The 21,115-nt window shown below is 34.0% G+C and carries 33 protein-coding genes; 29 read left to right on the top strand and 4 right to left on the bottom strand.

Annotated features, from left to right (window positions below):
- Positions 1-12 precede the first annotated feature (12 nt).
- The 24 genes from rplP (at position 13) to AAGD87_RS05325 (ending at position 14,135) form a co-directional block, all read left to right on the top strand.
- A complete protein-coding gene (rplP, locus tag AAGD87_RS05440; protein ID WP_010962752.1) occupies positions 13-426 on the top strand; it encodes a 50S ribosomal protein L16 in 414 nt (137 codons plus the stop codon).
- An 11-nt stretch (positions 427-437) separates the two neighbouring features.
- Positions 438-641, top strand: a complete 204-nt coding sequence (rpmC, locus tag AAGD87_RS05435; protein ID WP_006279350.1) for a 50S ribosomal protein L29 — start codon at positions 438-440, stop codon at positions 639-641.
- Positions 634-870, top strand: coding sequence for a 30S ribosomal protein S17 (gene rpsQ, locus AAGD87_RS05430; protein WP_007549925.1), 237 nt, complete (start codon positions 634-636; stop codon positions 868-870). The genes rpmC and rpsQ overlap by 8 nt, the downstream gene beginning before the upstream one ends.
- A 13-nt stretch (positions 871-883) precedes the next feature.
- Positions 884-1,243 carry a 50S ribosomal protein L14 gene (rplN, locus tag AAGD87_RS05425; protein ID WP_006279348.1) on the top strand — a complete coding sequence of 120 codons (360 nt, stop codon included), beginning with the start codon at positions 884-886 and terminating at the stop codon, positions 1,241-1,243.
- Positions 1,243-1,560: a 50S ribosomal protein L24 gene (gene rplX / locus AAGD87_RS05420; RefSeq protein ID WP_006279347.1), complete on the top strand. Its 318-nt coding sequence runs from the start codon at positions 1,243-1,245 to the stop codon at positions 1,558-1,560. Before rplN ends, rplX begins: the two co-directional genes overlap by 1 nt.
- A gap of 6 nt (positions 1,561-1,566) precedes the next feature.
- Positions 1,567-2,100, top strand: coding sequence for a 50S ribosomal protein L5 (gene rplE, locus AAGD87_RS05415; protein ID WP_010962750.1), 534 nt, complete (start codon positions 1,567-1,569; stop codon positions 2,098-2,100).
- 16 nt (positions 2,101-2,116) lie between these two features.
- Entirely contained in the window at positions 2,117-2,425 is a 309-nt protein-coding gene (gene rpsN / locus AAGD87_RS05410) for a 30S ribosomal protein S14 (RefSeq protein WP_064124653.1), read from the top strand.
- 21 nt (positions 2,426-2,446) lie between these two features.
- Entirely contained in the window at positions 2,447-2,842 is a 396-nt protein-coding gene (gene rpsH, locus AAGD87_RS05405; protein WP_155968326.1) for a 30S ribosomal protein S8, read from the top strand.
- Between the two features lie 16 nt (positions 2,843-2,858).
- Positions 2,859-3,404, top strand: a complete 546-nt coding sequence (gene rplF, locus AAGD87_RS05400) for a 50S ribosomal protein L6 (RefSeq protein WP_341817466.1) — start codon at positions 2,859-2,861, stop codon at positions 3,402-3,404.
- Positions 3,405-3,409: 5 nt separating this feature from the next.
- Positions 3,410-3,781, top strand: a complete 372-nt coding sequence (gene rplR / locus AAGD87_RS05395; protein WP_006279867.1) for a 50S ribosomal protein L18 — start codon at positions 3,410-3,412, stop codon at positions 3,779-3,781.
- 12 nt (positions 3,782-3,793) lie between these two features.
- Positions 3,794-4,306 carry a 30S ribosomal protein S5 gene (rpsE, locus tag AAGD87_RS05390; protein WP_010962748.1) on the top strand — a complete coding sequence of 171 codons (513 nt, stop codon included), beginning with the start codon at positions 3,794-3,796 and terminating at the stop codon, positions 4,304-4,306.
- Between the two features lie 3 nt (positions 4,307-4,309).
- Positions 4,310-4,780, top strand: a complete 471-nt coding sequence (gene rplO, locus AAGD87_RS05385) for a 50S ribosomal protein L15 (protein ID WP_006279863.1) — start codon at positions 4,310-4,312, stop codon at positions 4,778-4,780.
- 3 nt (positions 4,781-4,783) lie between these two features.
- On the top strand, positions 4,784-6,112 hold the full coding sequence (gene secY, locus AAGD87_RS05380) for a preprotein translocase subunit SecY (protein WP_010962747.1): 1,329 nt from the start codon (positions 4,784-4,786) through the stop codon (positions 6,110-6,112).
- A complete protein-coding gene (locus AAGD87_RS05375) occupies positions 6,109-6,750 on the top strand; it encodes an adenylate kinase family protein (RefSeq protein ID WP_007550178.1) in 642 nt (213 codons plus the stop codon). The genes secY and AAGD87_RS05375 overlap by 4 nt, the downstream gene beginning before the upstream one ends.
- Before the next feature lie 59 nt (positions 6,751-6,809).
- On the top strand, positions 6,810-7,178 hold the full coding sequence (gene rpsM / locus AAGD87_RS05370) for a 30S ribosomal protein S13 (protein ID WP_007550179.1): 369 nt from the start codon (positions 6,810-6,812) through the stop codon (positions 7,176-7,178).
- 24 nt (positions 7,179-7,202) lie between these two features.
- The gene (rpsK, locus tag AAGD87_RS05365; protein WP_012673179.1) at positions 7,203-7,589 is read left to right on the top strand and encodes a 30S ribosomal protein S11; all 387 of its coding nucleotides are present in this window, start codon (positions 7,203-7,205) and stop codon (positions 7,587-7,589) included.
- A 21-nt stretch (positions 7,590-7,610) separates the two neighbouring features.
- Positions 7,611-8,678, top strand: coding sequence for a DNA-directed RNA polymerase subunit alpha (locus tag AAGD87_RS05360; protein WP_077188176.1), 1,068 nt, complete (start codon positions 7,611-7,613; stop codon positions 8,676-8,678).
- Between the two features lie 7 nt (positions 8,679-8,685).
- Positions 8,686-9,114, top strand: a complete 429-nt coding sequence (gene rplQ, locus AAGD87_RS05355) for a 50S ribosomal protein L17 (RefSeq protein ID WP_007550873.1) — start codon at positions 8,686-8,688, stop codon at positions 9,112-9,114.
- Between the two features lie 23 nt (positions 9,115-9,137).
- Complete coding sequence (locus tag AAGD87_RS05350; RefSeq protein ID WP_012673177.1) at positions 9,138-9,488, top strand: YraN family protein; 351 nt, start codon at positions 9,138-9,140, stop codon at positions 9,486-9,488.
- Between the two features lie 41 nt (positions 9,489-9,529).
- The gene (gene atpH, locus AAGD87_RS05345) at positions 9,530-10,090 is read left to right on the top strand and encodes an ATP synthase F1 subunit delta (protein ID WP_010962742.1); all 561 of its coding nucleotides are present in this window, start codon (positions 9,530-9,532) and stop codon (positions 10,088-10,090) included.
- Positions 10,087-11,628 (top strand): F0F1 ATP synthase subunit alpha, encoded by a 1,542-nt coding sequence (gene atpA / locus AAGD87_RS05340; RefSeq protein WP_012673176.1) that lies wholly within the window; start codon positions 10,087-10,089, stop codon positions 11,626-11,628. The genes atpH and atpA overlap by 4 nt, the downstream gene beginning before the upstream one ends.
- A 9-nt stretch (positions 11,629-11,637) precedes the next feature.
- The gene (gene greA, locus AAGD87_RS05335; protein ID WP_007549342.1) at positions 11,638-12,132 is read left to right on the top strand and encodes a transcription elongation factor GreA; all 495 of its coding nucleotides are present in this window, start codon (positions 11,638-11,640) and stop codon (positions 12,130-12,132) included.
- A 6-nt stretch (positions 12,133-12,138) separates the two neighbouring features.
- On the top strand, positions 12,139-12,783 hold the full coding sequence (gene ribB / locus AAGD87_RS05330; RefSeq protein WP_007549343.1) for a 3,4-dihydroxy-2-butanone-4-phosphate synthase: 645 nt from the start codon (positions 12,139-12,141) through the stop codon (positions 12,781-12,783).
- A 71-nt stretch (positions 12,784-12,854) separates the two neighbouring features.
- Positions 12,855-14,135 (top strand): M48 family metalloprotease, encoded by a 1,281-nt coding sequence (locus tag AAGD87_RS05325; RefSeq protein WP_341817465.1) that lies wholly within the window; start codon positions 12,855-12,857, stop codon positions 14,133-14,135.
- A gap of 27 nt (positions 14,136-14,162) precedes the next feature.
- Here the strand turns inward: AAGD87_RS05325 and AAGD87_RS05320 are convergent, their stop codons facing one another.
- A complete protein-coding gene (locus tag AAGD87_RS05320; RefSeq protein WP_155968336.1) occupies positions 14,163-14,492 on the bottom strand; it encodes a TrbC/VirB2 family protein in 330 nt (109 codons plus the stop codon).
- Between the two features lie 94 nt (positions 14,493-14,586).
- Positions 14,587-15,321 carry a 3-oxoacyl-[acyl-carrier-protein] reductase gene (gene fabG / locus AAGD87_RS05315; RefSeq protein WP_015589136.1) on the bottom strand — a complete coding sequence of 245 codons (735 nt, stop codon included), beginning with the start codon at positions 15,319-15,321 and terminating at the stop codon, positions 14,587-14,589.
- A 266-nt stretch (positions 15,322-15,587) separates the two neighbouring features.
- On the opposite strand from fabG, the gene AAGD87_RS05310 reads away from it, so the two are divergent.
- From AAGD87_RS05310 to AAGD87_RS07885, 5 genes are all read left to right on the top strand, one after another.
- Positions 15,588-17,108 (top strand): HlyD family type I secretion periplasmic adaptor subunit, encoded by a 1,521-nt coding sequence (locus AAGD87_RS05310; RefSeq protein WP_174516815.1) that lies wholly within the window; start codon positions 15,588-15,590, stop codon positions 17,106-17,108.
- 142 nt (positions 17,109-17,250) lie between these two features.
- Positions 17,251-17,553: a transposase gene (locus AAGD87_RS05305; RefSeq protein WP_264339442.1), complete on the top strand. Its 303-nt coding sequence runs from the start codon at positions 17,251-17,253 to the stop codon at positions 17,551-17,553.
- Positions 17,538-17,972: an IS3 family transposase gene (locus AAGD87_RS07895; RefSeq protein WP_144078574.1), complete on the top strand. Its 435-nt coding sequence runs from the start codon at positions 17,538-17,540 to the stop codon at positions 17,970-17,972. The genes AAGD87_RS05305 and AAGD87_RS07895 overlap by 16 nt, the downstream gene beginning before the upstream one ends.
- A gap of 3 nt (positions 17,973-17,975) precedes the next feature.
- Positions 17,976-18,137, top strand: a complete 162-nt coding sequence (locus tag AAGD87_RS07890) for a DDE-type integrase/transposase/recombinase (RefSeq protein ID WP_010082071.1) — start codon at positions 17,976-17,978, stop codon at positions 18,135-18,137.
- Positions 18,130-18,357, top strand: a complete 228-nt coding sequence (locus AAGD87_RS07885; protein WP_410541882.1) for an IS3 family transposase — start codon at positions 18,130-18,132, stop codon at positions 18,355-18,357. Before AAGD87_RS07890 ends, AAGD87_RS07885 begins: the two co-directional genes overlap by 8 nt.
- A gap of 382 nt (positions 18,358-18,739) precedes the next feature.
- On the opposite strand, the gene AAGD87_RS05290 is transcribed toward AAGD87_RS07885, so the two are convergent.
- Positions 18,740-19,297 (bottom strand): hypothetical protein, encoded by a 558-nt coding sequence (locus tag AAGD87_RS05290; protein ID WP_405196805.1) that lies wholly within the window; start codon positions 19,295-19,297, stop codon positions 18,740-18,742.
- Positions 19,298-19,699: 402 nt separating this feature from the next.
- A complete protein-coding gene (locus AAGD87_RS05285) occupies positions 19,700-21,028 on the bottom strand; it encodes an IS4-like element ISWosp9 family transposase (RefSeq protein WP_155969615.1) in 1,329 nt (442 codons plus the stop codon).
- Positions 21,029-21,115: the final 87 nt, after the last annotated feature.

Genomic DNA, 21,115 nt, shown 5'->3' with positions numbered 1-21,115 from the left:
AGGTATATTGAAATGTTTATTCCTAAAAAAAGTAAATATAAAAAAGTATTTAAAGGACGAATTAAGGGTAACACGAAAGGTGGTAGCACATTATCTTTTGGAGATTATGGTCTAAAGGCTATGGAAGCAGGTAGGATTCAATCTAAGCATATTGAAACTGCAAGGCGTGTAATATCTAGAACATTAAAACGCTCTGGTAAAGTGTGGATAAGAATTTTTCCTGATACCCCTGTTAGTAAAAAGCCGGCGGATGTGCGTATGGGTAAAGGGAAAGGTAGTGTTGAGTTTTGGGTATTTAAAGCTAAGCCCGGTAGAATGTTGTTTGAAATTAGCAGTGATGTTCCCATGCATTTAGCAAGATTGGCGCTTGAAAAGGCAACTGCTAAGCTTCCTATGAAGTGTAAATTTGTATCTAATCATAATTAAATGGAGTTGCAATGGATATAGCTGACATTGAATCGAGGTCCTCGCAAGAATTGCATGAAATTCTTGTGAATTTGAGAAAAGAGTTTGTTAATTTGGTTTTTCAAAAGAAGCTGGGCCAGTGCAACAATATTTCGCGTTTTAGCTTAATAAGAAAGAGCATAGCTCGTATTTTAACTACATTAAATAAAAGAAGAAGAGAGGAAAAGAATGCCTAAAAAGGTTTTTTGTGGTACTGTAACTAAGGCTAAGTGTGATAAGACTGTAAAGGTTTCGGTATTACAAGTGTATAAGGATGAGCTGTATAAAAAGGTTATAAAAAAATACAAGAAGTATACAGCACATGATGAGAATAATAGTTGTAAAGAAGGGGACAAGGTTTTAATACAAGAACACAAGCCTATTTCTACTACTAAAAAATGGGTTATTGTTAATAGCTCACATTGAATAGGATATTTATATGATTCAAAAAAATACATTGTTGGAAGTAGCTGATAATTCTGGCGCGCGTGCAGTGCTTTGTATTGGTTTATTGGGTGGTAGAAAGTCTGCATCTATAGGTGACACAGTTATTGTATCTACTAAATCTATTACTCCAAGAGGGAAAGTTGAGAAGGGAAAAGTATATAGAGCAGTTGTGGTGAGGGTGAAAAGCCCTATTAGAAAATCTGATGGTTCTGTAATTCGTTTTTCTAGCAATGCTGTAGTTTTGATTAACGATCAAGGTGAACCACTTGGCACTCGGGTGTTTGGTCCGGTAAAAAAGTTATCATCTGGTTCTTTTATGAAGATAATGTCATTAGCTGTTGAGGTTTTATAATGAGTGCTAAAATAAAAAGTGGTGACGACGTTATAGTTTTAACTGGTAAAGATAAGGGAAAAATTGGTAAGGTAATCAAAGTTATAGCACGTGATGCTAAAAAGAAAGTAATTGTTTCTGGAGTGAATGTGCATAAGAGACATACTAAACCAAAAGCTGGTAGTAGTGGTGGTATATTAAATAAAGAGTTAGCTATTGATATATCCAACGTTGCAACATTGGACCCTAAATATAAAACTCCAACTAGAGTGGGGTTTAAGGTTATAGACGGTAGAAAAGTGCGTTTTGCAAAAGTTTCTGGAGAAGTGATAGATTAGGTTGATATGTTTAAAGAATTGTATAAAGATAGCATAGTAAAGTCCTTGAAGGATAAGTTTAATTACGGCAATATAATGCAAGTGCCTAAACTTGTCAAGGTGTGTATCAATATGGGCGTTGGAGATGCTGCTACAGATAGTAAAGCAATAAATGAACCACTTGATAGCCTATATTTGATTGCTGGGCAGAAGCCTTTATCAACTTTTGCAAAAAAATCTATTTCTGGCTTCAAGATCAGAAAAGGTGCTACAGTAGGTTGCAAAGTAACTTTGCGTAGAGATAAAATGTATGAGTTTTTAGAAAGATTGATATATATTGCTTTGCCAAGGGAAAAAGATTTTAGAGGATTTAGTGTGAAGCAATTTGACGGTAATGGTAATTTTTCCTTTGGTATAAAGGAACATATCTCGTTTTTAGAAATAGACTATGATAAAATAAGTAAAATTAGAGGTATGGATATTAATATTATAACAAGTGCAGTTAGTGATAAGGAAGCAAAGGAATTATTACTGGCTCTTAAATTTCCTTTTTTTGATTAATTGAGAGGAGAAATATATGGCAAAAAAATCTATGATAGAAAGAAATCTTCGCAGAATAAAGTTGTGCGATCAATATAAAGAAAAAAGAGAAAAATTGAAATCTATAATAAATAATAAGAATTTGTCTATTGTAGAAAGGTTTACAGCTCAAAATAAATTAATTAAAAAATTGCCTAGAAATTCTTCTAAAACCAAAATTAGAAATAGGTGTGCTTTAACTGGGAGACCAAGAGGAGTATATAGAAAATTTGGTTTATGTAGAATTGTTTTGCGTGATTTATGTTCTTTTGGGCAAGTTCCAGGAGTTACAAAGTCTAGTTGGTAAATATAATATAAGGAGTATATTGTGGCGTTATCTGATAGTATTGGTGATTTTTTAACAAGGATACGTAATGCTCAATTGGCAATGCATAGAGCAACAAGGGTACTATTTTCTAAGATGAATTCTTCTATATTGGAGATTTTAAAAGAGGAAGGGTATATCCTTGATTATGAAAAGCAAGTTGTAGGTAATTTACCTTCTTTCATTGTAAAATTGAAGTATTATGAGAAGTTACCTGTAATTAGTGACATAGTTAGGGTGTCAAAGCCTGGTTGTCGTCGTTATTCTAAGTATAAGGACATTTCTAAAGCATATAATGGTCTTGGTATTTTTATTATATCGACACCCAAAGGAGTGATGACTGATTATAATGCACATAAGTTAAAGGTTGGTGGAGAAGTTTTGTGTCGTGTGTTTTAAATAATAGGAGAAATTCATGTCTCGTATAGGTGCTGCTCCTATCAATATTCCTGCTGGTGTTTCAGTTGAATATAATAATGGTAGTATGTTAATAAAGAGTGCTAAGGCTGAAAAGGAAGTTAGCTTGATCAGGGATGTTGTGTGTCAGATTATTGATAATCAGCTATTGCTTTCTGTTGATCAAGATAAAGATAATTATGATAAAATAAAGCCTATGTGGGGCACTTATAGGAGTAATATTAATAATATCATTAACGGCATGGTTGATGGTTTTTCTGTTAATCTTGAGATTAACGGTGTGGGATATAAGGCAGAGTGTGATGGTAAGTATTTGACTTTATATCTTGGTTATAGCCATAATGTTAAATATAAAGTGCCTAAAGATATTGAGATTAAGTGCATAAAGCCAACTCACTTAGTAGTTAGTGGTATGGATAAGCAGAAGGTCTATATGGTGGCGTCTGATATATGCAAAATTAGAAAATATGATCCTTATAAAGGTAAGGGTGTTGTAATAAAAGGCAAATTTATGCTGCGTAAGGTTGTAAGTAAAAAGAAGTAATAAAAATGAAAAGATCGTATAATTTTTTAAGTAATTCTGAAAAAAGGAAGTTACGTAATAGAGCGAAGCTTGACAAGAGCGCTGAACGTTTACGTATATCCATATTTAAATCTAATAGGCATTTTTATGTCCAGTTAATTAATGATGTAAAAGGAATAACTCTCACTTCAGCTTCTACTTTGGATGCTAAAATTAAGGATGTATGTAAAGGGAAAGTCAACGCTGAAACTATAAAACAGGTTTCTTCTTTAATGGTTGAGCGTCTGTCTGGCATGAAATTAGAGCAGCAGCTTACGTTTGATCGTGGAGCGTATAAATACACAGGATTAGTTTCTCAATTTGCTGAGGCTTTAAGAAGTTCTGGATTTGAATTTTAGAAGGTTTTGAATATGGCTATAAAGAATTTACAAAATAATAATGATTTATCAGAGCTTTTAGTTTCGGTACGAAGAGTGACAACGGTTACCAAAGGTGGTAGAAGATTTTCATTTTCAATTTTGGTTGTTGTTGGCGATGAGAAGGGTAGGGTAGGGTGTGGAATAGGTAAGCACGCAGAAGTTGCTGAAGCAAGAGTCAAAGCTGTAAATGCTGCAAAGAAATCAATGATTAGAGTGTACTTGCGTGAAGGTAGAACTTTGCATCATGATATTAAAGCTAAATTTTGTTCTGGTGAGATAGTTTTAAGAACCGCAAGAGCCGGAACAGGTATTATTGCTGGTGGAGCGATTAGATCAGTTTTTGAGGTGTTAGGTATAAAGGATGTGGTAGCTAAATCCACTAGATCAAATAATCCTCATAACGTTATATGTGCGGTGTTTAAGGCTTTTGATAGTATGTTATCTCCTCGTCAGGTAGCAAGCAAAAGAGGCAAAAAGATTAGCGAGATAGTTGGAAACAGGTAAAGTATGAATAATGCTGTAAAATTAAACTCTATATTTACTAAATTATCTAAGAAAAAGAAGCCTAAGTTGCTGGGTAGAGGTATCGGTTGTGGTAAAGGTAAAACATCCGGTAGAGGGCATAAAGGGCAGAAGGCTAGAAGTGGAGTTTCTATAAATGGTTTTGAGGGTGGACAACAGTCTATATATACTCGTTTGCCTAAAAGAGGTTTTAAGCCTATACGTAGGAGCATATACTCTATAATTAATGTTGGCGATATACAGCGCTTAATGGAAGCTAAAAAAATAGTGAAAGACTCTGTTATAGATAAGGAGAGGCTGTATAAATTAGGTTTTATAAAGTCTATTAAGGATAAAATTAAACTTCTTAATAAAGGTAAGTTGAGCGAAAAATTTGTGTTTCATGTTGATTTTGCGTCAGAAGCTGCAAAAAAATCTGTAGCTTCAGTTGGTGGTAGTGTGGAAATACTATCGTAAGTCATGGGCAATAAATCAGCATTTAATAGCTTGGATCCTACGTTGTTATATAAAGGCGATTTATTAAAGCGTATATTTTTTACGCTAATAGCTTTAATTTGCTATCGCTTGGGTACTTATGTGCCTATTCCTGGAATTAATCTTGATGTAATTAATGATATATTTCCCAAAGATGGCTCAGGCGTTTTTGGAGTATTTAATTTATTTTCTGGTGGTGCATTGGCTAGAATGACAATTCTAGCATTGAACGTTATGCCATATATAATGGCTTCTATCATTATTCAGTTACTTTCTTCTGCGATTAAAGGAATGAAGGAAGTTAAGAATGATGGAGAGTCAGGCCGTAGAAAGATGAATTCTTATATACGCTATCTGACCATAGTAATTTGTGTATTTCAATCAATTCCAATTTTGGTTGGATTGGAAGGGATGAATAGGGAAGGGGTATTGGTTGTAATCGAACCTGGTGTTATGTTTCGTACAATAGGTGTTTTCAGCCTTTTAGGTGGAACTATGCTTTTAATATGGCTTGGTGAACGAATCAGCGCTAGCGGTATAGGCAATGGTATCTCATTAATCATTTTCACGGGTATAATATCAGAGTTACACAGCGCTTTGTCATCTTTGTTAACGTTAAATAAAAACGGTAGCGTATCGTTATTTATTATCCTTTTTGTTTTGGTATTGTTTTTTTTGCTGCTACTCTTAGTCATTTTTGTAGAGTCTTCTTATAGAAAGGTTATTGTTCAACATCCTAAAAAGCAATTTAAAAGATTACATAATGACGATTTTACTTATATTCCATTGAAGATTAATTTATCTGGTGTAGTACCAACCATTTTTGCTAATGCAATTTTATTGACACCTATTTCAATTGCAAATTTCTATAAGGGGCACGCTTTTTCTGATTTTATTTTGAATTACTTTATGGCAAATAAAGTAGTATATATTGTAGCCTATTTGGTGCTGATAGTATTTTTTAATTTTTTCTATACCAATTTTATATTTAATCCAGAGGAAAACGCAGATTTTCTTAAAAAAAATGGTGGTTTTATACCTGGTAGAAGGCCTGGGAAACATACTTCTGATTACCTTCAAGATATAGTTTTTAAGTTGACATTCATTGGCTCTGCGTATTTGGTAGTCATATGTACTGTACCTGAAGTTATGAGATATTATTATGATATACCATTTATTTTTGGTGGGACGAGCTTACTGATTATAGTGAACGTTATTACTGATACTATTATGCAAATACAATCTTATATTTTTTCAAATAGGTACGACAACTGGATAAAGAAATATGAGTCTAAAACGAGGAAAGTAAGATGATCATTACGATTTTTGGTCCTCCAGGTTCTGGTAAAGGTACTCAGTCAAGCTTGTTAATAGCAAAATATAATTTAAAATTAATTTCAGTAGGGGATTTATTAAGGAATATTATATCTAGCAGTAGTGAGTTAGGTAAAAAAATAAAGGGTACCGTGGAATCTGGTAATTTAATTCAAGATGAAATTATATGTGGATTATTACGTGACCAGCTTGCATTAGTGGATGATAATTGCTTATTAGATGGTTTTCCGAGAAATTTAAACCAGGCTCATTTTTTGACTCAAGTTTTGCAAGAAAAATATAATAGGGATGTTGACATTGTAGTTGAGCTGCAGCTTGACGATAATATTGCAATCGATAGGTTAAAAAATCGTCTCGCGTGTTTGGACTGTAAAAGCATATATAGTGTATCTTCTTTTAAGAGTACTACTTGTGCTAAATGTAAAAGTACGAGGTTAGAGAAAAGAATTGATGATGCTGATATGTCTGCAATTAATAAGAGAATAAGTGAATATCACCTTCAAATGAAAGGTTTACGCGAGTATTATAAAGGCAAATTATTAACAATTGACGCTAATTTGAGTGTTGATGAGGTAACGCAAGAGATTGAAAGTAAAATTTCTTGTAATTTGGTTTGACTCTGAGTTGTTTTATGGTATAAATTAAGAGTTGTTATTAATAAAGTATCGAGGTACCAGTGGCACGTATTGCAGGCATAAATATTCCAGTGAGGAAATGTGTTCCTTTTGCATTAACTTATATATATGGTATAGGTATTGCTACTGCGAATGTAATTTGTCACGCTTGCGAAGTTGATAAGCGCAAACGTGTTTCAGAATTACGAGATGAAGATATAGAAAAGATCAGCAGTTTCATTAGACAAAATTATGTTATAGAAGGTGAGCTCAGAAAAGAAGTGGCTATGAACATAAAATCTTTAGTGGAAATGGGATGCTATAGAGGGGTGAGACATAGAAAAGGTTTACCTGTGAGAGGGCAAAGGACTCATACTAATGCTAAGACTCGTAAAGGTAGATCTCGGTTGCCTATTGCTGGGAAAAAATAAAATTTATTATTATTGTGAGTTTTAATGAAAAAAGTCAAAACGGTTGGTAAGAGTAAGAAGGAGTTTATTACTGGTGTTGTCCATATTCGTGCAACTTTTAATAATACTTTTGTAAATGTAACTGATGTTCATGGTAATACGCTATGTCAAACTTCTGTGGGTGCATGTGGTTTTTCAGGTTCGAGAAAATCCACACCTTATGCTGCAGGTAAGGCTGCGGAGGCTGCTGCGAAGAATGCAATAGAGAGATTTGGTATGAAGGTTGTCTCTGTAATAATTCGTGGTCCTGGCTTTGGTACCGAAGCTGCGGTTAAAGCACTTCAGAGCTGTGGGTTGACTGTGACTTCAATTGCAGATAAAACCGCAATTCCTCATAATGGGTGCAGGTTAAGAAAAAAAAGAAGAGTATAGGATATTTGAAAAGGTTGTTTTATGTATTATAATAATGATGTGTCTCTCTGTAGCAATTTAGATAAATTGATTAAACCTAGTTCAGTTAAGGTAATATCAGATGATTCAAGTGAAAAAAGTGATATAGTGCTAGAACCGTTGGAAAGTGGTTTTGCTTTAACATTAGGTAATGCATTAAGACGTGTAATGTTATCTTCTCTTAAAGGTAGTGCTGTTTATGGAATAAAAATTGAAGGTGTAACTCATGAGTTTACTTCAATTCAAGGGGTGAGAGAAGATGTAACTGATATAGTGTTAAATATGGGCATGTTGAGGTGTAAATTAAATGGTGCTTCTAATAAATGCTTAAATTTAAACGCTAAAGGGCCTTGCCAGGTATTAGCTGGGATGATAGAAACTGATGATCAATGCTCTATTGTTAATAAGGATTTATTAATATGTACGCTGGGGCAAAATGTAGAGCTTAACATGACCATATATGTGGCTAGCGGAAAAGGTTATCTTCCTGTAATTAAGTATAAAGAAAACGAACTTTTGAAGCTTATGAGTGAACAGGATTTAATTGGTTTTATTCCAGTTAATGCTTTGTATAGCCCTGTCAACAGGGTTTCGTACAGGGTAGAGAACAGTCGTGTTGGCCAAGTGACTGATAAGGATAAGCTGATATTGTCAATTGAAACTGATGGTACAATTTCTCCGAGTCAAGCTGTTGACTCTGCTGCAAGAATATTACAGGAGCAACTTCAGCCCTTTATTAGTTCTGATGTAAGTTATAAAAAATCGCAGGTTTCTTCGTCTAGTGGTGCTAAAGATTTGGGTTATGACCCTGTCTTATTGCGTAAGGTAGATGAAATGGAATTATCTGTCAGGTCTCATAACTGTCTGAAAAACGAAAACATCACTTATATAGGTGATCTTGTGCAAAAGACAGAAGGTGAAATGTTAAGAACTGCTAATTTTGGCAGAAAGTCTTTGAATGAGATTAAGGCAGTTTTGACTAATTTTGGCTTGTCTTTGGGTATGAATGTGCTAAACTGGCCACCTAAGGATATAGATGAGTTGGCTAAACAACATACTGATGAAGATTAGGTGATATATGAAACATGGAATAAAAAAACGTAAACTATCTCGTTGTACTGAACATAGATTATCGACGTTAAAGAATCTATCTATCTCATTAATTAACCATGAGCAGATTGTAACTACTTTACCAAAAGCTAAGGAACTTCGTCCATATGTCGAAAAGTTTATTACAATTGCTAAGAATAAGAATACTTTACATGGTAGAAGACTTTTGCTTTCACGCCTTCATAATAGTAAGTTAGCAGTTGATAAGTTATTAAACGTCTTAGCCAGCCGTTATCAAGATCGTAAAGGTGGGTATTCTAGAATAATAAAATTTAGCACTCGAAAGGGTGATTGCGCTTCAATGGCAGTGATAGAACTGGTTGATAGGGATATTGCAGCAAGAGGTAAGGTTTATAGTAAAAATAAAGAAGGAGGCAAAGTAGTTACACAAAGTTAATTGTTATCATAATTGTTCTTCTTGTGGTAAGTAGGTTACGCTACTTTGTAGGTTACTTTGGCGAGTTATTAGTTTTAGTATATTTAAAACTGAAATGGTATAATGTTATAAAACGCCGTTACCGTTGTAAGTTCGGTGAAATTGACTTAATTGTATCTAAAAAAAAGGAGCTGATTTTTATAGAAGTTAAAACAAGTTTACTTGGAAAAGAAATACCGATATCTCATCTTCAATGTCAGTCTATTATAAATTCTTCTAAGTATTTCTTAAGTAAAAACCTTAGTTTTTTAGATTATTCAGTCAGATATGATTTATATTTTCTTTCCTTAAAGAGAAGACCTGTTTATATAAAAAATGCTTGGATTGAAGAATGAAAGATTTGTAGCTGAATTAATTTAGATTTACTGGATTTAATATGAAAAAGACCCAATACAATAATTTAGTTTCATCTTACGCTAGAGTGCTATTTCATGTCTCAGGAAGCAGGTTAGGTATTATAAGGAAAGAAGTAGAATTTTTGTTGGCTTTTTTTAAGGATCAACGTGATGTTTTTGTGTACCTATCTCATCCTATGATTTCTTTTGCACACAAAAAAGAAGTGATGCTTTCTATAAATGAGCACTTGAGTGAGAATTTAGTAAAGTTTATTATGGTTATATTTGCAAATAAACGCTCTAGTTTATTGATCCTTATATTAGAAAAATTCTTAAGTCTTGCAAGAGAAAATGAAAATGAATTCGAAATTACTATAAAGTCAGCAGAAACTTTAAAGGAATCTGATATAAAAATAATTACTGAATCTTTGAGCTTTCTTGGTAAAATAATAAAAGTAAGCAATGTGGTTGACCCTTCTATACTAGGTGGCTTCGTAGTTAGGTATGGTTTTAATTTGATCGATGCTTCGCTAAAAAGTTACTTGGATAGGTTAGTTGACTTAAGTAAAATGGAAATATTAAAAGTAAGGAATTTTGTATGAAGAACAGTATGAATGTTTCTGAGATAGCAAGTATAATAAGAGAAAAGGTTGAGACGTTTGATAATCCTATAAAGCGGGAAAATATAGGTGAAGTAATTTCAGTAACAGATGGTATCGCATTGGTTTATGGGCTGGAAAAAGCAAAATTCGGTGAAAAGGTATTTTTTGCAAGTGGTGTAGAAGGAATAGTTCTCGATTTAGATCATGATACGGCTGGAATAGTTGTGCTTGGTAATGACCGTGATGTGAAAGAAGGGGACGTTGTAAAATGTAGTGGTGATGTTGTGCAGGTGCCTGTAGGGCATGAATTGTTAGGGAGAGTTGTAAATGCGTTGGGCCATCCTATGGACGACGGTGGGGAAATTAGAGCCAAAAACAGAATGGATATAGAATCTAAAGCGCCAGGCATTATTGATCGTAAGTCTGTGCATGAGCCACTGCAAACAGGAATTAAAATTATAGATTTGCTAATTCCAATAGGTAGAGGGCAGCGTGAATTAATTATTGGTGATAGACAAATTGGTAAAACTACTATTGCGCTTGATACTATTATCAATCAGAAGAAGATTAACGATGAGGTAAACGAAAATCAAAAAGTTTACTGTGTTTATGTTGCTATTGGGCAAAAAATTTCAACAGTAGCAAAAGTGGTAAATAAGCTGAAAGAAAGCGGAGCATTAGAGTATACAACTGTAGTTGTGGCTAGTGCATCTGACTGCGCGCCTATGCAATTTTTAGCACCTTATGCTGGTTGCACTATTGGGGAATTTTTCCGTGACAATGGAATGCATTGTTTGATTATATATGATGATTTATCTAAGCATGCTGTGGCATATAGGCAGATGTCTTTATTGCTCAGACGTCCTCCTGGTCGTGAAGCTTACCCTGGAGATATATTCTATGTACATTCTCGCTTGCTTGAAAGAGCTGCTAAAATGTCTGATAAAAAAGGGCAGGGTTCTTTAACTGCTTTGCCAATTGTCGAAACTCAAGCTGGTGATGTATCTGCATATGTGCCAACAAATGTTATTTCAATTACCGATGGGCAGATCTTTCTTGAGTCTGAATTATTTTATAAAGGATTTCGACCTGCAGTAAATATAGGTTTGTCAGTTTCACGGGTTGGTTCTGCTGCACAACTAAAGTCTGTGAAGAAAGTTGCTGGTTCTATAAAGCTAAGCTTAGCTCAGTATAGAGAATTAGAAGATTTTGCAAAATTTGGTTCTGATCTTGATGCTAGTGTTCAATTATCCTTGAATAAGGGTAAATATCTTGTCGAGTTATTAAAGCAAAAACAACATTTACCTATGTCAATAGAAGAGCAAGTAGTGCTGATGTATATTTTTTCTAACCTATATAATCAGTTAAGTAAAATACAAATAAGTTACATTAATAAATTTGAACATGATCTTATTAATTATTTTCATACTGTACACCCTGGGGTTTTAAAAAAGTTGTCAAATGACATGAGTGATGATATAAAAGGTGATATTTTTAACATTGTGAGTAATTTCGTTACTCAATTTAATTGCGTTTAGGTGGTGATTATGGCTTCATCCATTATTAATAAATTTCCTATGACGAGGGAAGGTTTTGAGAATATGCAAGCCGAACTTGAAAAATTAAAGGAAGAAAAACCTTCTGTGATACAGGCTATTTCTGATGCTCGTGATCAAGGTGATTTGTCTGAAAACGCAGAGTATCATGCAGCACGGGAAAGGTTAGGTTTTATTGAAGGCCGTATAATGGAGATAGAAAGTAAGCTCTCACATGCGGAAGTAATAGAAGTAAAAAATTTGTCTGGTGATTCAGTAATGTTTGGTGCAACTGTGACATTAAGCATGTTAAGTGATAATAACGGTGAAGTGGAATATGTTTATAAGGTTGTAGGCGAATATGAAGCTGATGTTTCAAAGCAGTTAATATCTACTAGTTCACCACTTGGGAGTGCCTTAATCGGCAAAAAAGTCGGTGAATATGTGGAAGTGACAGTGCCAAATGGAGAGAAATTGTATAAAATAGTTAAGATTGAATTTAAGTAAATTATTATGGTACAGGCCACTTATGCTTCAATGAGTCTACCAGGTATTTCTTCTGTGGAAGATGTATTAGAGGATGCTCGTTCCGGTAAATTATTCATTTTAGTTGATGATGAAAATAGAGAAAATGAAGGCGATTTGATTGTCTTAGCTGAGAAAATAAAGCCGGAACATATGGCTTTTATGGTTAGGTACGGTACAGGGGTTGTTTGCTTAGCAATGACTAAATTTCACATGAAAAGGTTGGGCCTTAATTTCATGGAGAAGAAAAATATTGGTGAAAATCATACCGCATTTACTACATCAATTGATGCACGTTATGGCATTACAACCGGTGTTTCAGCAGAGGATAGAACGAAAACTATACATGCTGCTATCAACAAGGATGGTACTCAGGATGACATCATAACTCCAGGTCATGTTTTTCCTGTAATTGCACATAAAGGTGGGGTGGCACAACGTGCTGGTCATACTGAAGCGAGTGTTGAAATGGCGAAGTTAGTAGGGTTTGATCATTCAGCAGTTATTTGTGAATTAGTGAATGATGATGGCTCTATGATGCGCTTACCTCAGTTACTTAAATTTGCTGAACAACATAAAATTAAGTTAACTACCATCGACAAACTTATCAGTTACGTTAAAAATTTAAACTAGCGTTTATAAATTTGTATAATTTAAGTGTTAAAATATAGAATTTCTATAAATTATACAAGCACAGAATTTTCATGTTTAGAGTTGCTAAGTTTTTGACCTTATTGTTCTTTTTTGCATATTGTAATAATGCTTACTCTATTAACATTATTAGAGATAGTGAAGTGGAAGCAATAGTGAAAGAGCTAGCGCAACCTTTATTTTCTGCTGCGGATATTGATCATGAGCAAATAAAAGTTTTTATAATTAATGACAATTCGATTAATGCTTTTGTAATTAACAATAACAGTATTTTCATTCATTTAGGACTTTTACAATATTCGGCTAAACCTTATTTCCTGCTTGGTATATTAGCACATGAGATTGCTCACATATCTGCTGGTCATATATTGCAAATGAGTAGTGCTATGGGTTATTTTCAATCGATAGCAATGATTAGTTATATGGTAGGATTAGTTTCTAGTATTATCATTAACCCTCAGGTTGCTGGTGCAATTTTGCTTAGTGGTGTAGCGTTTAGTTCAAGGCTATTTTTTAACTATTCTCAAGAGCAAGAAAGTGTAGCAGATAGCTATGCTTTAAGGTATCTTGATGAATCTGGCTATGATAATTCAGGTATGAAAGAGATTTTTGATTATTTTAAAAGTATTGAGCATGAGAACACCGAGGAATATTTCCGCACTCACCCACTTAGTGAGAAACGTATATTTGCTGTACAAAATTATAAGGTTAAAAACAACGTAAAACCAATTTTTGCGGATAAGTTACTAAAGTTTGAGCGTGTGGTTGCCAAGCTAGACTCTTTCTTTGCTCCTATTCATGTGTTATCTAATAAATATGAAAATAATTCTGAGTATGTAAATGCTATAGTTTGCTATAGGCAAGGAAAGATAGAAGAGGCTATTGCTAAAGTTAATTCATTGATTCAAGAGTCACGCAATGACCCATACCTATATGAATTAAAAGCAGAAATGCTATACAAGGCCGGAAATTTAAGTGAAGCAATAAAAATGTATGAGGAATCGCTTAGGTATTTATCTGAGAAAAACAGTTATTTAGTGAAACTTGCATTATCTCATACTTTATTATTACACGGTGATGCAAAAAAGGGGATTTTTTACCTGGAGCAGATTTTGAATGTAGAACCAGATAACGCTTTTGTCTGGAAGTATTTAAGCATTGCATATAAATGTGAAGCTGATACGGCAATGCATTATTTTGCCTTGACAAAAAAGGCTTGTATTGAAGGTGATTTAAAGCAATTTACAAAATATGCTGAGCTAGCTGTTAAAACTTTACCAAAAGATAGCCCTTATTTGTTGCAAGTTGAAGATATGAAGCGGTTTAATGGATAACAAAAAAGCATTTCTGCACTTTTTGGATTATTTTTGTCCACACTTTTCCAACATAGTTTTTGCTTCATCGCTTACGTTGGGCATAATTTTCGTTATGATAGTTTTAGCGCCAAAAAATACACCACAGAACATGCCAAGAGCAAAGAGGGCTGGCCACGGCATCCTGCCAAATATTGCAAGCAAAGCTGCACCAATTATTACTACCGTCATAAGTGGACCGCCTATCCCCCAAACATAACCAATAATATTGCATATTACTTTAGTTGTGTCATCCATATCAGGGTCAGCTGCATAACCTGAGAAAGAGAAAAGCAATACTACACAAAAAACACTAAAAAATTCCATTATAGAGCTCATTTTTTTGCCTCTAAGTAATAAATTAACCTAAACCTACACCTACACATTTTTTATTTTAAAGTAAAAATTATAATTTGTCCATACATAAGTGTTGCTACATAAATAACCCACCATTAATATTGAGCACATGCCCTGTTATATATTTTGCTTCATCACTTGCTAAAAACAAGACCCCTGCTGCTATTTCTTCCCCTGTTCCCATTCTTTTCATTGGAATATTATCTAATATTTTTCCCTTTTGTCCTTCATTTAAAACTTCAGTCATTTTAGTATCTATAAACCCAGGAGCAATACAATTTACTGTTATATTACGACTTGCAACTTCTTTTGCTATGGATTTGCTCATAGCTATTATTCCAGCTTTAGACGCCGCATAATTTGCTTGCCCGGCGTTTCCTGTCAGCCCTATTATTGAGGAAATATTTATAATTCTTCCCCAATTATTCTTAATTAGTTTTCTGCATGCTTCTCTACTCAGCTTAAATGTAGAGCTCAAGTTAATATCAATTACTTTTTGCCATGCTTCATCTGTCATTCTCAATAATAAACTGTCTCGCGTAATACCCGCATTGCATACGAGCCCGTCAAAGCCTTCCATCAGCTCACTTGCTCTATTTATTAGTTGATTTACTTCCTCAGCATTTGATAAATCACAAGGGAGTACATGCATGTTTTTTTCATATTGTTTAGCAACTTCTTCGAGCACTTCTTTTTTTGTGCCAGAAATACATAAAGTTGCTCCGGCTTTGTGCATAATTTTTACAATTGCTTGCCCTATTCCGCCTGATGCGCCAGTAATCAGGAACTTTCTGCTTTCCAATTTAAGCATAATAACTTTATATTATCTTAATTCCTAACAGAATATTGACTAGTTGGCAATAGATTTCTTACATAATATAAGTAACTCAGATATTCACAAAATAAAGAAAAAGTTATAATAAAGTTAAACGTCAAAAAATTTTAAAAACATAGTTGATGCAGGAATTATTACTAAATAGTTTATTCTGGTGCTCTACAGTCTAAATGGAATGCTTAAATTATAGATTCTTTGTTTTTGTGTGTTATCTTGAGTTAACACAAATTCACAGTAGTATTATGATAAGTAAGTTAAAAAAGCTTAGCGCTGGATTTTCTTTGACAGGCTTGATTGGCCATGGTGATAATATAAATATGCAAGGAGCAAAAAATAAAAAGAAGAAGTACCCAAAATTTTTGGATAAGACGTTTGCATTGATTGATGCAGTGATAAATTTTATTTTAAAACGCGAAAGTAATAACGTAAATGAAGTCCTGAAAGTAACATGGGGACCACTATTTTTTGGTCTGGTAGTAATACTCATCTTTTTTGGGATAGGTGGTATTTGGTCGGCTATAGCTCCAATTGACGGTGCGGTGCATGCAAGTGGAGAAGTTATTGTATCTTCAAATAGAAAAATAGTTCAACACTTGGGCGGAGGAATAATAAGCAAAATTTTAGTAAAAGAGGGTCAAGCAGTTAAAAAAGATGAGCCTCTAGTTTTGTTGAGTGATGTTAACGAGAAGGCGAATTTAAGTATCATCAAAGAGAAGCTCTTATCATTTTTAGCAACAGAAGCAAGGCTTCTTGCAATCAGAGTAGATTTGGACACGCTCGAGTTTCCTGATGAGGTTAAAAAATTATCTCACGATGAACTTGTAAATAAAGCGATAAAGAATCAAGTAAAGTTGTTCAACTCTCAGAGAAAGAGCATATTGGGAAAAACAGACATACTGCAACAACGTATAAAGCAGTTAAATGATGAATTAGCGGGGCTAAACTTTCAACTAAATGCAGCTCATAAGCAATATGACTTGATAACTGAGGAGTTGGAAACAAAAAGACAATTACTTGATAGTGGCCATATAAGCAAACCACACATTTTAGCTTTAGAAAAGCAGTTTGCTGAAATTGAAGGCAGAGTTGGACATTACCGTTCTGCAATATCTCAAGTGCAGCAAAAAATTGGAGAGAACGAATTAGAAATTATAAACGTGAGAAATGATTCTCAAGAAAGAGCAAACGCTGAACTTAAGGAAGTTAGTACGTCTATTGCAGACTTGAAAGAGAGACTGATGGTTGCTGAAGATTCATTAGCACGTACAATAATTAAATCGCCTCAAGATGGGATAGTCACAGATATAAGATACCATACTGAAGGTGGTGTTATACAATCTGGAGTTCCGATCATGAGCGTAGTGCCATCGGATGATGACCTAATAATAGATGCTAAAATTCAGACCAGAAACATAGAAGAGATACTGTCAGCACAAAAGAAAGATAGCAACATAGTCTCTATTGATGGGCTAGAAGGGCTAAAGGTTAAAGTTCGTTTAAGTGCTTACAGTGCACGTCGTTTAAGTTTAATTAATGGTATAGTAAGCAATATTTCTCCCGATGCCCTTGATGATCCAAGGCTAGGGCGTTATTATTCAGTACGTGTAGTGATACCAAAACCAGAGCTTGCTCAGTTTAAAAACGTATACCTATACCCTGGTATGCCAGCAGAAGTGTACATAGTTACTCAATCTCGTACTCTTTTATCATTCTTGTTTACGCCTATAATTGCAACAGTCGATAGGTCTTTTATAGAAAGGTAGCTCACTCGTTAAAGTAGTAGTGAAAGTGCCGTAATAAAATTTAGGTACATAATTAGACAATAGGCTTCTTGACCTTACCCAGAAAAAGTGGAGAGAAAGAAAGGAGTTTTTTCGGGTAAAATAAAATTTTGGAGGATTAGAAATGGCAAGAGAATATACGGCAGAATTCAAATTGGAAGCTGTTAAGCTGGCAAATGAACAAAGAAAGGCAGGTCAAACAATTACAAAAATAGCAAAGGATTTAGGAATAAAGGGTGGTTTATTAGGAAAATGGATAAAGAAACACAACGAAAAAAAGTCGGCAGCAGATGCATTTCCAGGTAGAGGTAACATGGCTCCTTACGACAAAGAGAGGTTTGATTTACAAAGCAAGAGTAACAAGGGAAAGAGACATTTTAAAAAAAGCCCTGGCCAGTCAAAAAGAGTAAAATATTTTTTTATATAGTAACTGCTATAAAGTACAGGAATTATGTAGGATTTTCTGCTAGTGGCTACTATAAGTGGACCACAAGAAAAATAAGCAGTAGAGAATCAGCAAATAAAGAGCTACTCGAAGCTATTCAAAAAATATATCAAGTTTCTAAATGTAGATATGGAGCTCCTAAAATTCATGCTGAATTGAAGGCTTTGGGTAAAAGTTGCAATTTGAAAACGGTGCAAAGTATTATGCAGAAAAATGACATCAGGGCTATACTGAGAAGAAAGTTTAAAATTAAAAAACAACAAACAGATAATAGAGCTGTAGCTCCCAATATATTAGACCAAAACTTTATTGTTGATCAACCAAATAAAGTATGGGATTACTTACATCAAAACCAAGGAGGGATGGCTATATTTGGCAGCAATAATTCTCACGTATGGTAGTTAATGAGTAGTGCAATAAATAAACAATTGGTTATGAACTCTTTATTAATGGCCATTAATAGGCGTAAACCTGTTAAAAATCTACTATTACATAGTGATCAAGGTTCACAATATACTGCGCAAGGGTATCAATATCTCTTAGCTGTAAAGAATATAGATGAGTAATAAAGGCTGTTGTTACGACAATTCTGTTGCAGAAAGCTTCTTTAGCTCATTGAAAAGAGAAATACTTATTGATACTTCACAACACTCTGCTCAACAAACTAGAACTGCAATATTTGAATACATAGAAATTTTTTATAACAAACAACGTCACTATTATAGCCTTTCTTATAATAGTCCGAATGCGATAAGATATGTGTTTATGGCTATAGCAGGCCAGTAGCATATTACGGTCTGTTCGGATTATTGTAAAAAGAGCTATAACTATTGCATTCCAGAACAATTTGATGCATCATTCTTTTTGTAAAAAACATTCCAAACTTTCTCTCCACTTTTTCTGGGTAAGGTCAATACCTTTAAGCCCAACACCAAGCTCGAGAAAGTAGAAAGTGTGGAGCAGCCTATTCAGTCTTCTTTGAATCTAACATGAAAGGCTATGCTCAAAAAACTATAAGCGTCCAAGTAATTTTTTAAATAAGATAACTCCTTTAGAATATCTCTTAAGCTATTAACTTAACATCACCATAGGATTTAAAACATTCCCCAAAAAATGTTAAAGCTATTTTAGTAAAATACTCAAAACTTGACCCTAAGCAACTTTGAGTTCATGCTCCTGGTACTCTTGCTTTACCTTCCTGCATAATCGCTTTTGGAGGAAATATATTACTGGATGAAGAACTCACTATATCACCACACTTTAAACCTTTTACCGCTGCTTTGACTCCTTCTGAGACTTTTTTAGATAGACTAATTGTTTCAAAAGATTGACAAAGTTTTCCAGACCTTTCAAAATATCCCTGTTTAATAGCATCGTAGACCCAATATCCACCAAGCGAGCAATTCTCACCTAATTCTTCTTTACAATTTTTGAACTTTTCCAGTATTTCCTTTTTGTTACTAACTTCTACTATTATTTTATCTTGCTTGTCAGGGTACAAATTAACTTCTAATTCTCCTAAACTAGTAGAGAAAGTTAACACTATATTACTATTGTCTGCAAGATTAGTGTAATGCCTTATGCCATTTTCCGTTATAATTTCTACCTCACTTTTACCGATCTTTACTATATCTCTTCCGTATTCTATTTTTCCTTGAGTTAACCCTAAGCTCCTTGCCCCATCTGTTATCTTTGCGACATCTATTATGCTCTTAAATAAGTTCACTACTTATCGTTCTACAGCCAGAATGTCACACAAACGAAAGTTTAATTTGTGCTTACTGTAGACATGGGGTTTTAAATGTGATACCCATGGATGTGAAATCCCACCCCTGAAGATTAGAATTCAAGCAGTTTAGCTTTAACCATATTGATCAGGTGTTGCAAGCCGTTACCTTACACATCTTCAGATAACTCTCGCTTTACATACATGCTCTTGTCCTCCTTCCCTTTCGGGTTAAAGTTAGTTGTTCACCTCGAGGCCATTTATTCTGAACCCCGCTTAGCTCCGCTAAGTATTTCTTAATGCGTACCACGGCGCACCCTCTCGACTCACACAGCTCCCATTATTCAGCCTTTTGTCCCAAACCTAATGTCCAGTGGGGGAGTGTTAAATAAACCATACGCGTCAAGTTAAGGAATGTAGAGAGCTTAAAGTAGATACCCTGGTCTTCCTATATCTGTCTTTCAAAGAAAACTTTGACCAGATTATAGTAAGCTTTTTTAGAAAAATTTTTAAATTATTGACAATATTGTTTAATATCAAAAAGAGCTCTCTAACCCGCCTTTTCAATTCAATAAATGCCTTTGTTAAACTGAGCTCCGTGTTCTTTTTTAGTTTTACACAGCCAACCATTTCGTGAAATACGAGAATAGCACATAATTTTGCGTATAGCTCGCACAATACTCTAAATGGATTTGTCTTTCCTTTTAGTTTATCAAGATTGATATGACTTTTATATAGTTTAAATAGTAATTCGATTTGCCATCTTACTCTATAAACCGTCAATATTTGTTCAGCATTAATTTTACTCTCTGGAACATTAGTTATAAATATTGACCAATCTAATAACTTTTGATTCTTTTGAGAAGATGTATATCCATGTGACTTTGCTAATTTATTAGCCTTTCTTCTTCTAGCCATAGACTGTTCTTCAGTTAGCTTTTGACATATAATTCTTACCTTAATTTTTACTTCCTTTCCTAATAATACTTCTTTTTCTGAAGATAATTGACCTTCTAAATACTCCAATAGCTCTATTTTTTGATTTGTTTCTATATCATATATATTGGTATCAGACTTATAACGACTAACAAAATATGCACCTGCTTCATCAATCTGTTTAAAAGAACTAGGCACAAAGTAGCCCAAGTCAAATATTAGCAAATCATTGGCTGATAAACCGTTCAGATAATCCCTATAACCTTGATCCGACCTTATTCCTTCCATAAAATTTAACTTATCTAGCGCTTGATTCAGGTAATCAAAGACTAACTGTAGCTTTATTCCTGATTTGGTATTATTCTCACAATCTCTATAGCTACTGCCATATCCTTTGTACATATCTTCCATGCTACTGGGCAGGCTAATGTAGCTGCTATCCAATAATTTAACGCTTCCAAATTGCTGTAAAATTTTGCAATCAATCTGTAGACTTTTTTTAAATAAACACAAAGCTTCGTTATACATTTTTTTCATGAACTCAACTGCTTCTTCACTAAACCTAAAATCTAAACCCTGTTTTGTAATTTCTATCGAGTCTTCATTTAGCAATTGGCACATTGTTTCTATGCTGCAATCATCAACTCCTATGTTACCAAAAACCATAGCTTTTATGAATGATGAGCCATTAAGTTTTCTCTTTCTTTTTATAAAACCTACTGCAATTGATATTTCGTCTGCTTTTTCATTAAAGAATTCATTGAGGTCTTTTGATAAGCAAGCTATTCTGTCCATTGTAAGTTCTCTCATTCATATATCCAAGAGAATTTATACCTTATTATTTTCCTTCACTCTATCAACTTTACTTACACTTTTCCTTAA

Source organism: Wolbachia endosymbiont (group A) of Pherbina coryleti, from assembly GCF_964026875.1.
Lineage (GTDB): Bacteria > Pseudomonadota > Alphaproteobacteria > Rickettsiales > Anaplasmataceae > Wolbachia > Wolbachia pipientis.
Note: the sequence above shows the minus strand (reverse complement) of the source record. Positions and strands in the feature narration are given on the sequence as shown.

Coding starts and splice junctions, on each gene's coding strand:
- rplP (WP_010962752.1), top strand. CDS start 13: ATGTTTATTCCTAAAAAAAGTAAATATAAAAAAGTATTTAAAGGACGA.
- rpmC (WP_006279350.1), top strand. CDS start 438: ATGGATATAGCTGACATTGAATCGAGGTCCTCGCAAGAATTGCATGAA.
- rpsQ (WP_007549925.1), top strand. CDS start 634: ATGCCTAAAAAGGTTTTTTGTGGTACTGTAACTAAGGCTAAGTGTGAT.
- rplN (WP_006279348.1), top strand. CDS start 884: ATGATTCAAAAAAATACATTGTTGGAAGTAGCTGATAATTCTGGCGCG.
- rplX (WP_006279347.1), top strand. CDS start 1,243: ATGAGTGCTAAAATAAAAAGTGGTGACGACGTTATAGTTTTAACTGGT.
- rplE (WP_010962750.1), top strand. CDS start 1,567: ATGTTTAAAGAATTGTATAAAGATAGCATAGTAAAGTCCTTGAAGGAT.
- rpsN (WP_064124653.1), top strand. CDS start 2,117: ATGGCAAAAAAATCTATGATAGAAAGAAATCTTCGCAGAATAAAGTTG.
- rplF (WP_341817466.1), top strand. CDS start 2,859: ATGTCTCGTATAGGTGCTGCTCCTATCAATATTCCTGCTGGTGTTTCA.
- rplR (WP_006279867.1), top strand. CDS start 3,410: ATGAAAAGATCGTATAATTTTTTAAGTAATTCTGAAAAAAGGAAGTTA.
- rpsE (WP_010962748.1), top strand. CDS start 3,794: ATGGCTATAAAGAATTTACAAAATAATAATGATTTATCAGAGCTTTTA.
- rplO (WP_006279863.1), top strand. CDS start 4,310: ATGAATAATGCTGTAAAATTAAACTCTATATTTACTAAATTATCTAAG.
- secY (WP_010962747.1), top strand. CDS start 4,784: ATGGGCAATAAATCAGCATTTAATAGCTTGGATCCTACGTTGTTATAT.
- AAGD87_RS05375 (WP_007550178.1), top strand. CDS start 6,109: ATGATCATTACGATTTTTGGTCCTCCAGGTTCTGGTAAAGGTACTCAG.
- rpsK (WP_012673179.1), top strand. CDS start 7,203: ATGAAAAAAGTCAAAACGGTTGGTAAGAGTAAGAAGGAGTTTATTACT.
- AAGD87_RS05360 (WP_077188176.1), top strand. CDS start 7,611: ATGTATTATAATAATGATGTGTCTCTCTGTAGCAATTTAGATAAATTG.
- rplQ (WP_007550873.1), top strand. CDS start 8,686: ATGAAACATGGAATAAAAAAACGTAAACTATCTCGTTGTACTGAACAT.
- atpH (WP_010962742.1), top strand. CDS start 9,530: ATGAAAAAGACCCAATACAATAATTTAGTTTCATCTTACGCTAGAGTG.
- atpA (WP_012673176.1), top strand. CDS start 10,087: ATGAAGAACAGTATGAATGTTTCTGAGATAGCAAGTATAATAAGAGAA.
- greA (WP_007549342.1), top strand. CDS start 11,638: ATGGCTTCATCCATTATTAATAAATTTCCTATGACGAGGGAAGGTTTT.
- ribB (WP_007549343.1), top strand. CDS start 12,139: ATGGTACAGGCCACTTATGCTTCAATGAGTCTACCAGGTATTTCTTCT.
- AAGD87_RS05325 (WP_341817465.1), top strand. CDS start 12,855: ATGTTTAGAGTTGCTAAGTTTTTGACCTTATTGTTCTTTTTTGCATAT.
- AAGD87_RS05320 (WP_155968336.1), bottom strand. CDS start 14,492: ATGAGCTCTATAATGGAATTTTTTAGTGTTTTTTGTGTAGTATTGCTT.
- fabG (WP_015589136.1), bottom strand. CDS start 15,321: ATGCTTAAATTGGAAAGCAGAAAGTTCCTGATTACTGGCGCATCAGGC.
- AAGD87_RS05310 (WP_174516815.1), top strand. CDS start 15,588: ATGATAAGTAAGTTAAAAAAGCTTAGCGCTGGATTTTCTTTGACAGGC.
- AAGD87_RS05305 (WP_264339442.1), top strand. CDS start 17,251: ATGGCAAGAGAATATACGGCAGAATTCAAATTGGAAGCTGTTAAGCTG.
- AAGD87_RS07890 (WP_010082071.1), top strand. CDS start 17,976: ATGAGTAGTGCAATAAATAAACAATTGGTTATGAACTCTTTATTAATG.
- AAGD87_RS07885 (WP_410541882.1), top strand. CDS start 18,130: ATGAGTAATAAAGGCTGTTGTTACGACAATTCTGTTGCAGAAAGCTTC.
- AAGD87_RS05285 (WP_155969615.1), bottom strand. CDS start 21,028: ATGGACAGAATAGCTTGCTTATCAAAAGACCTCAATGAATTCTTTAAT.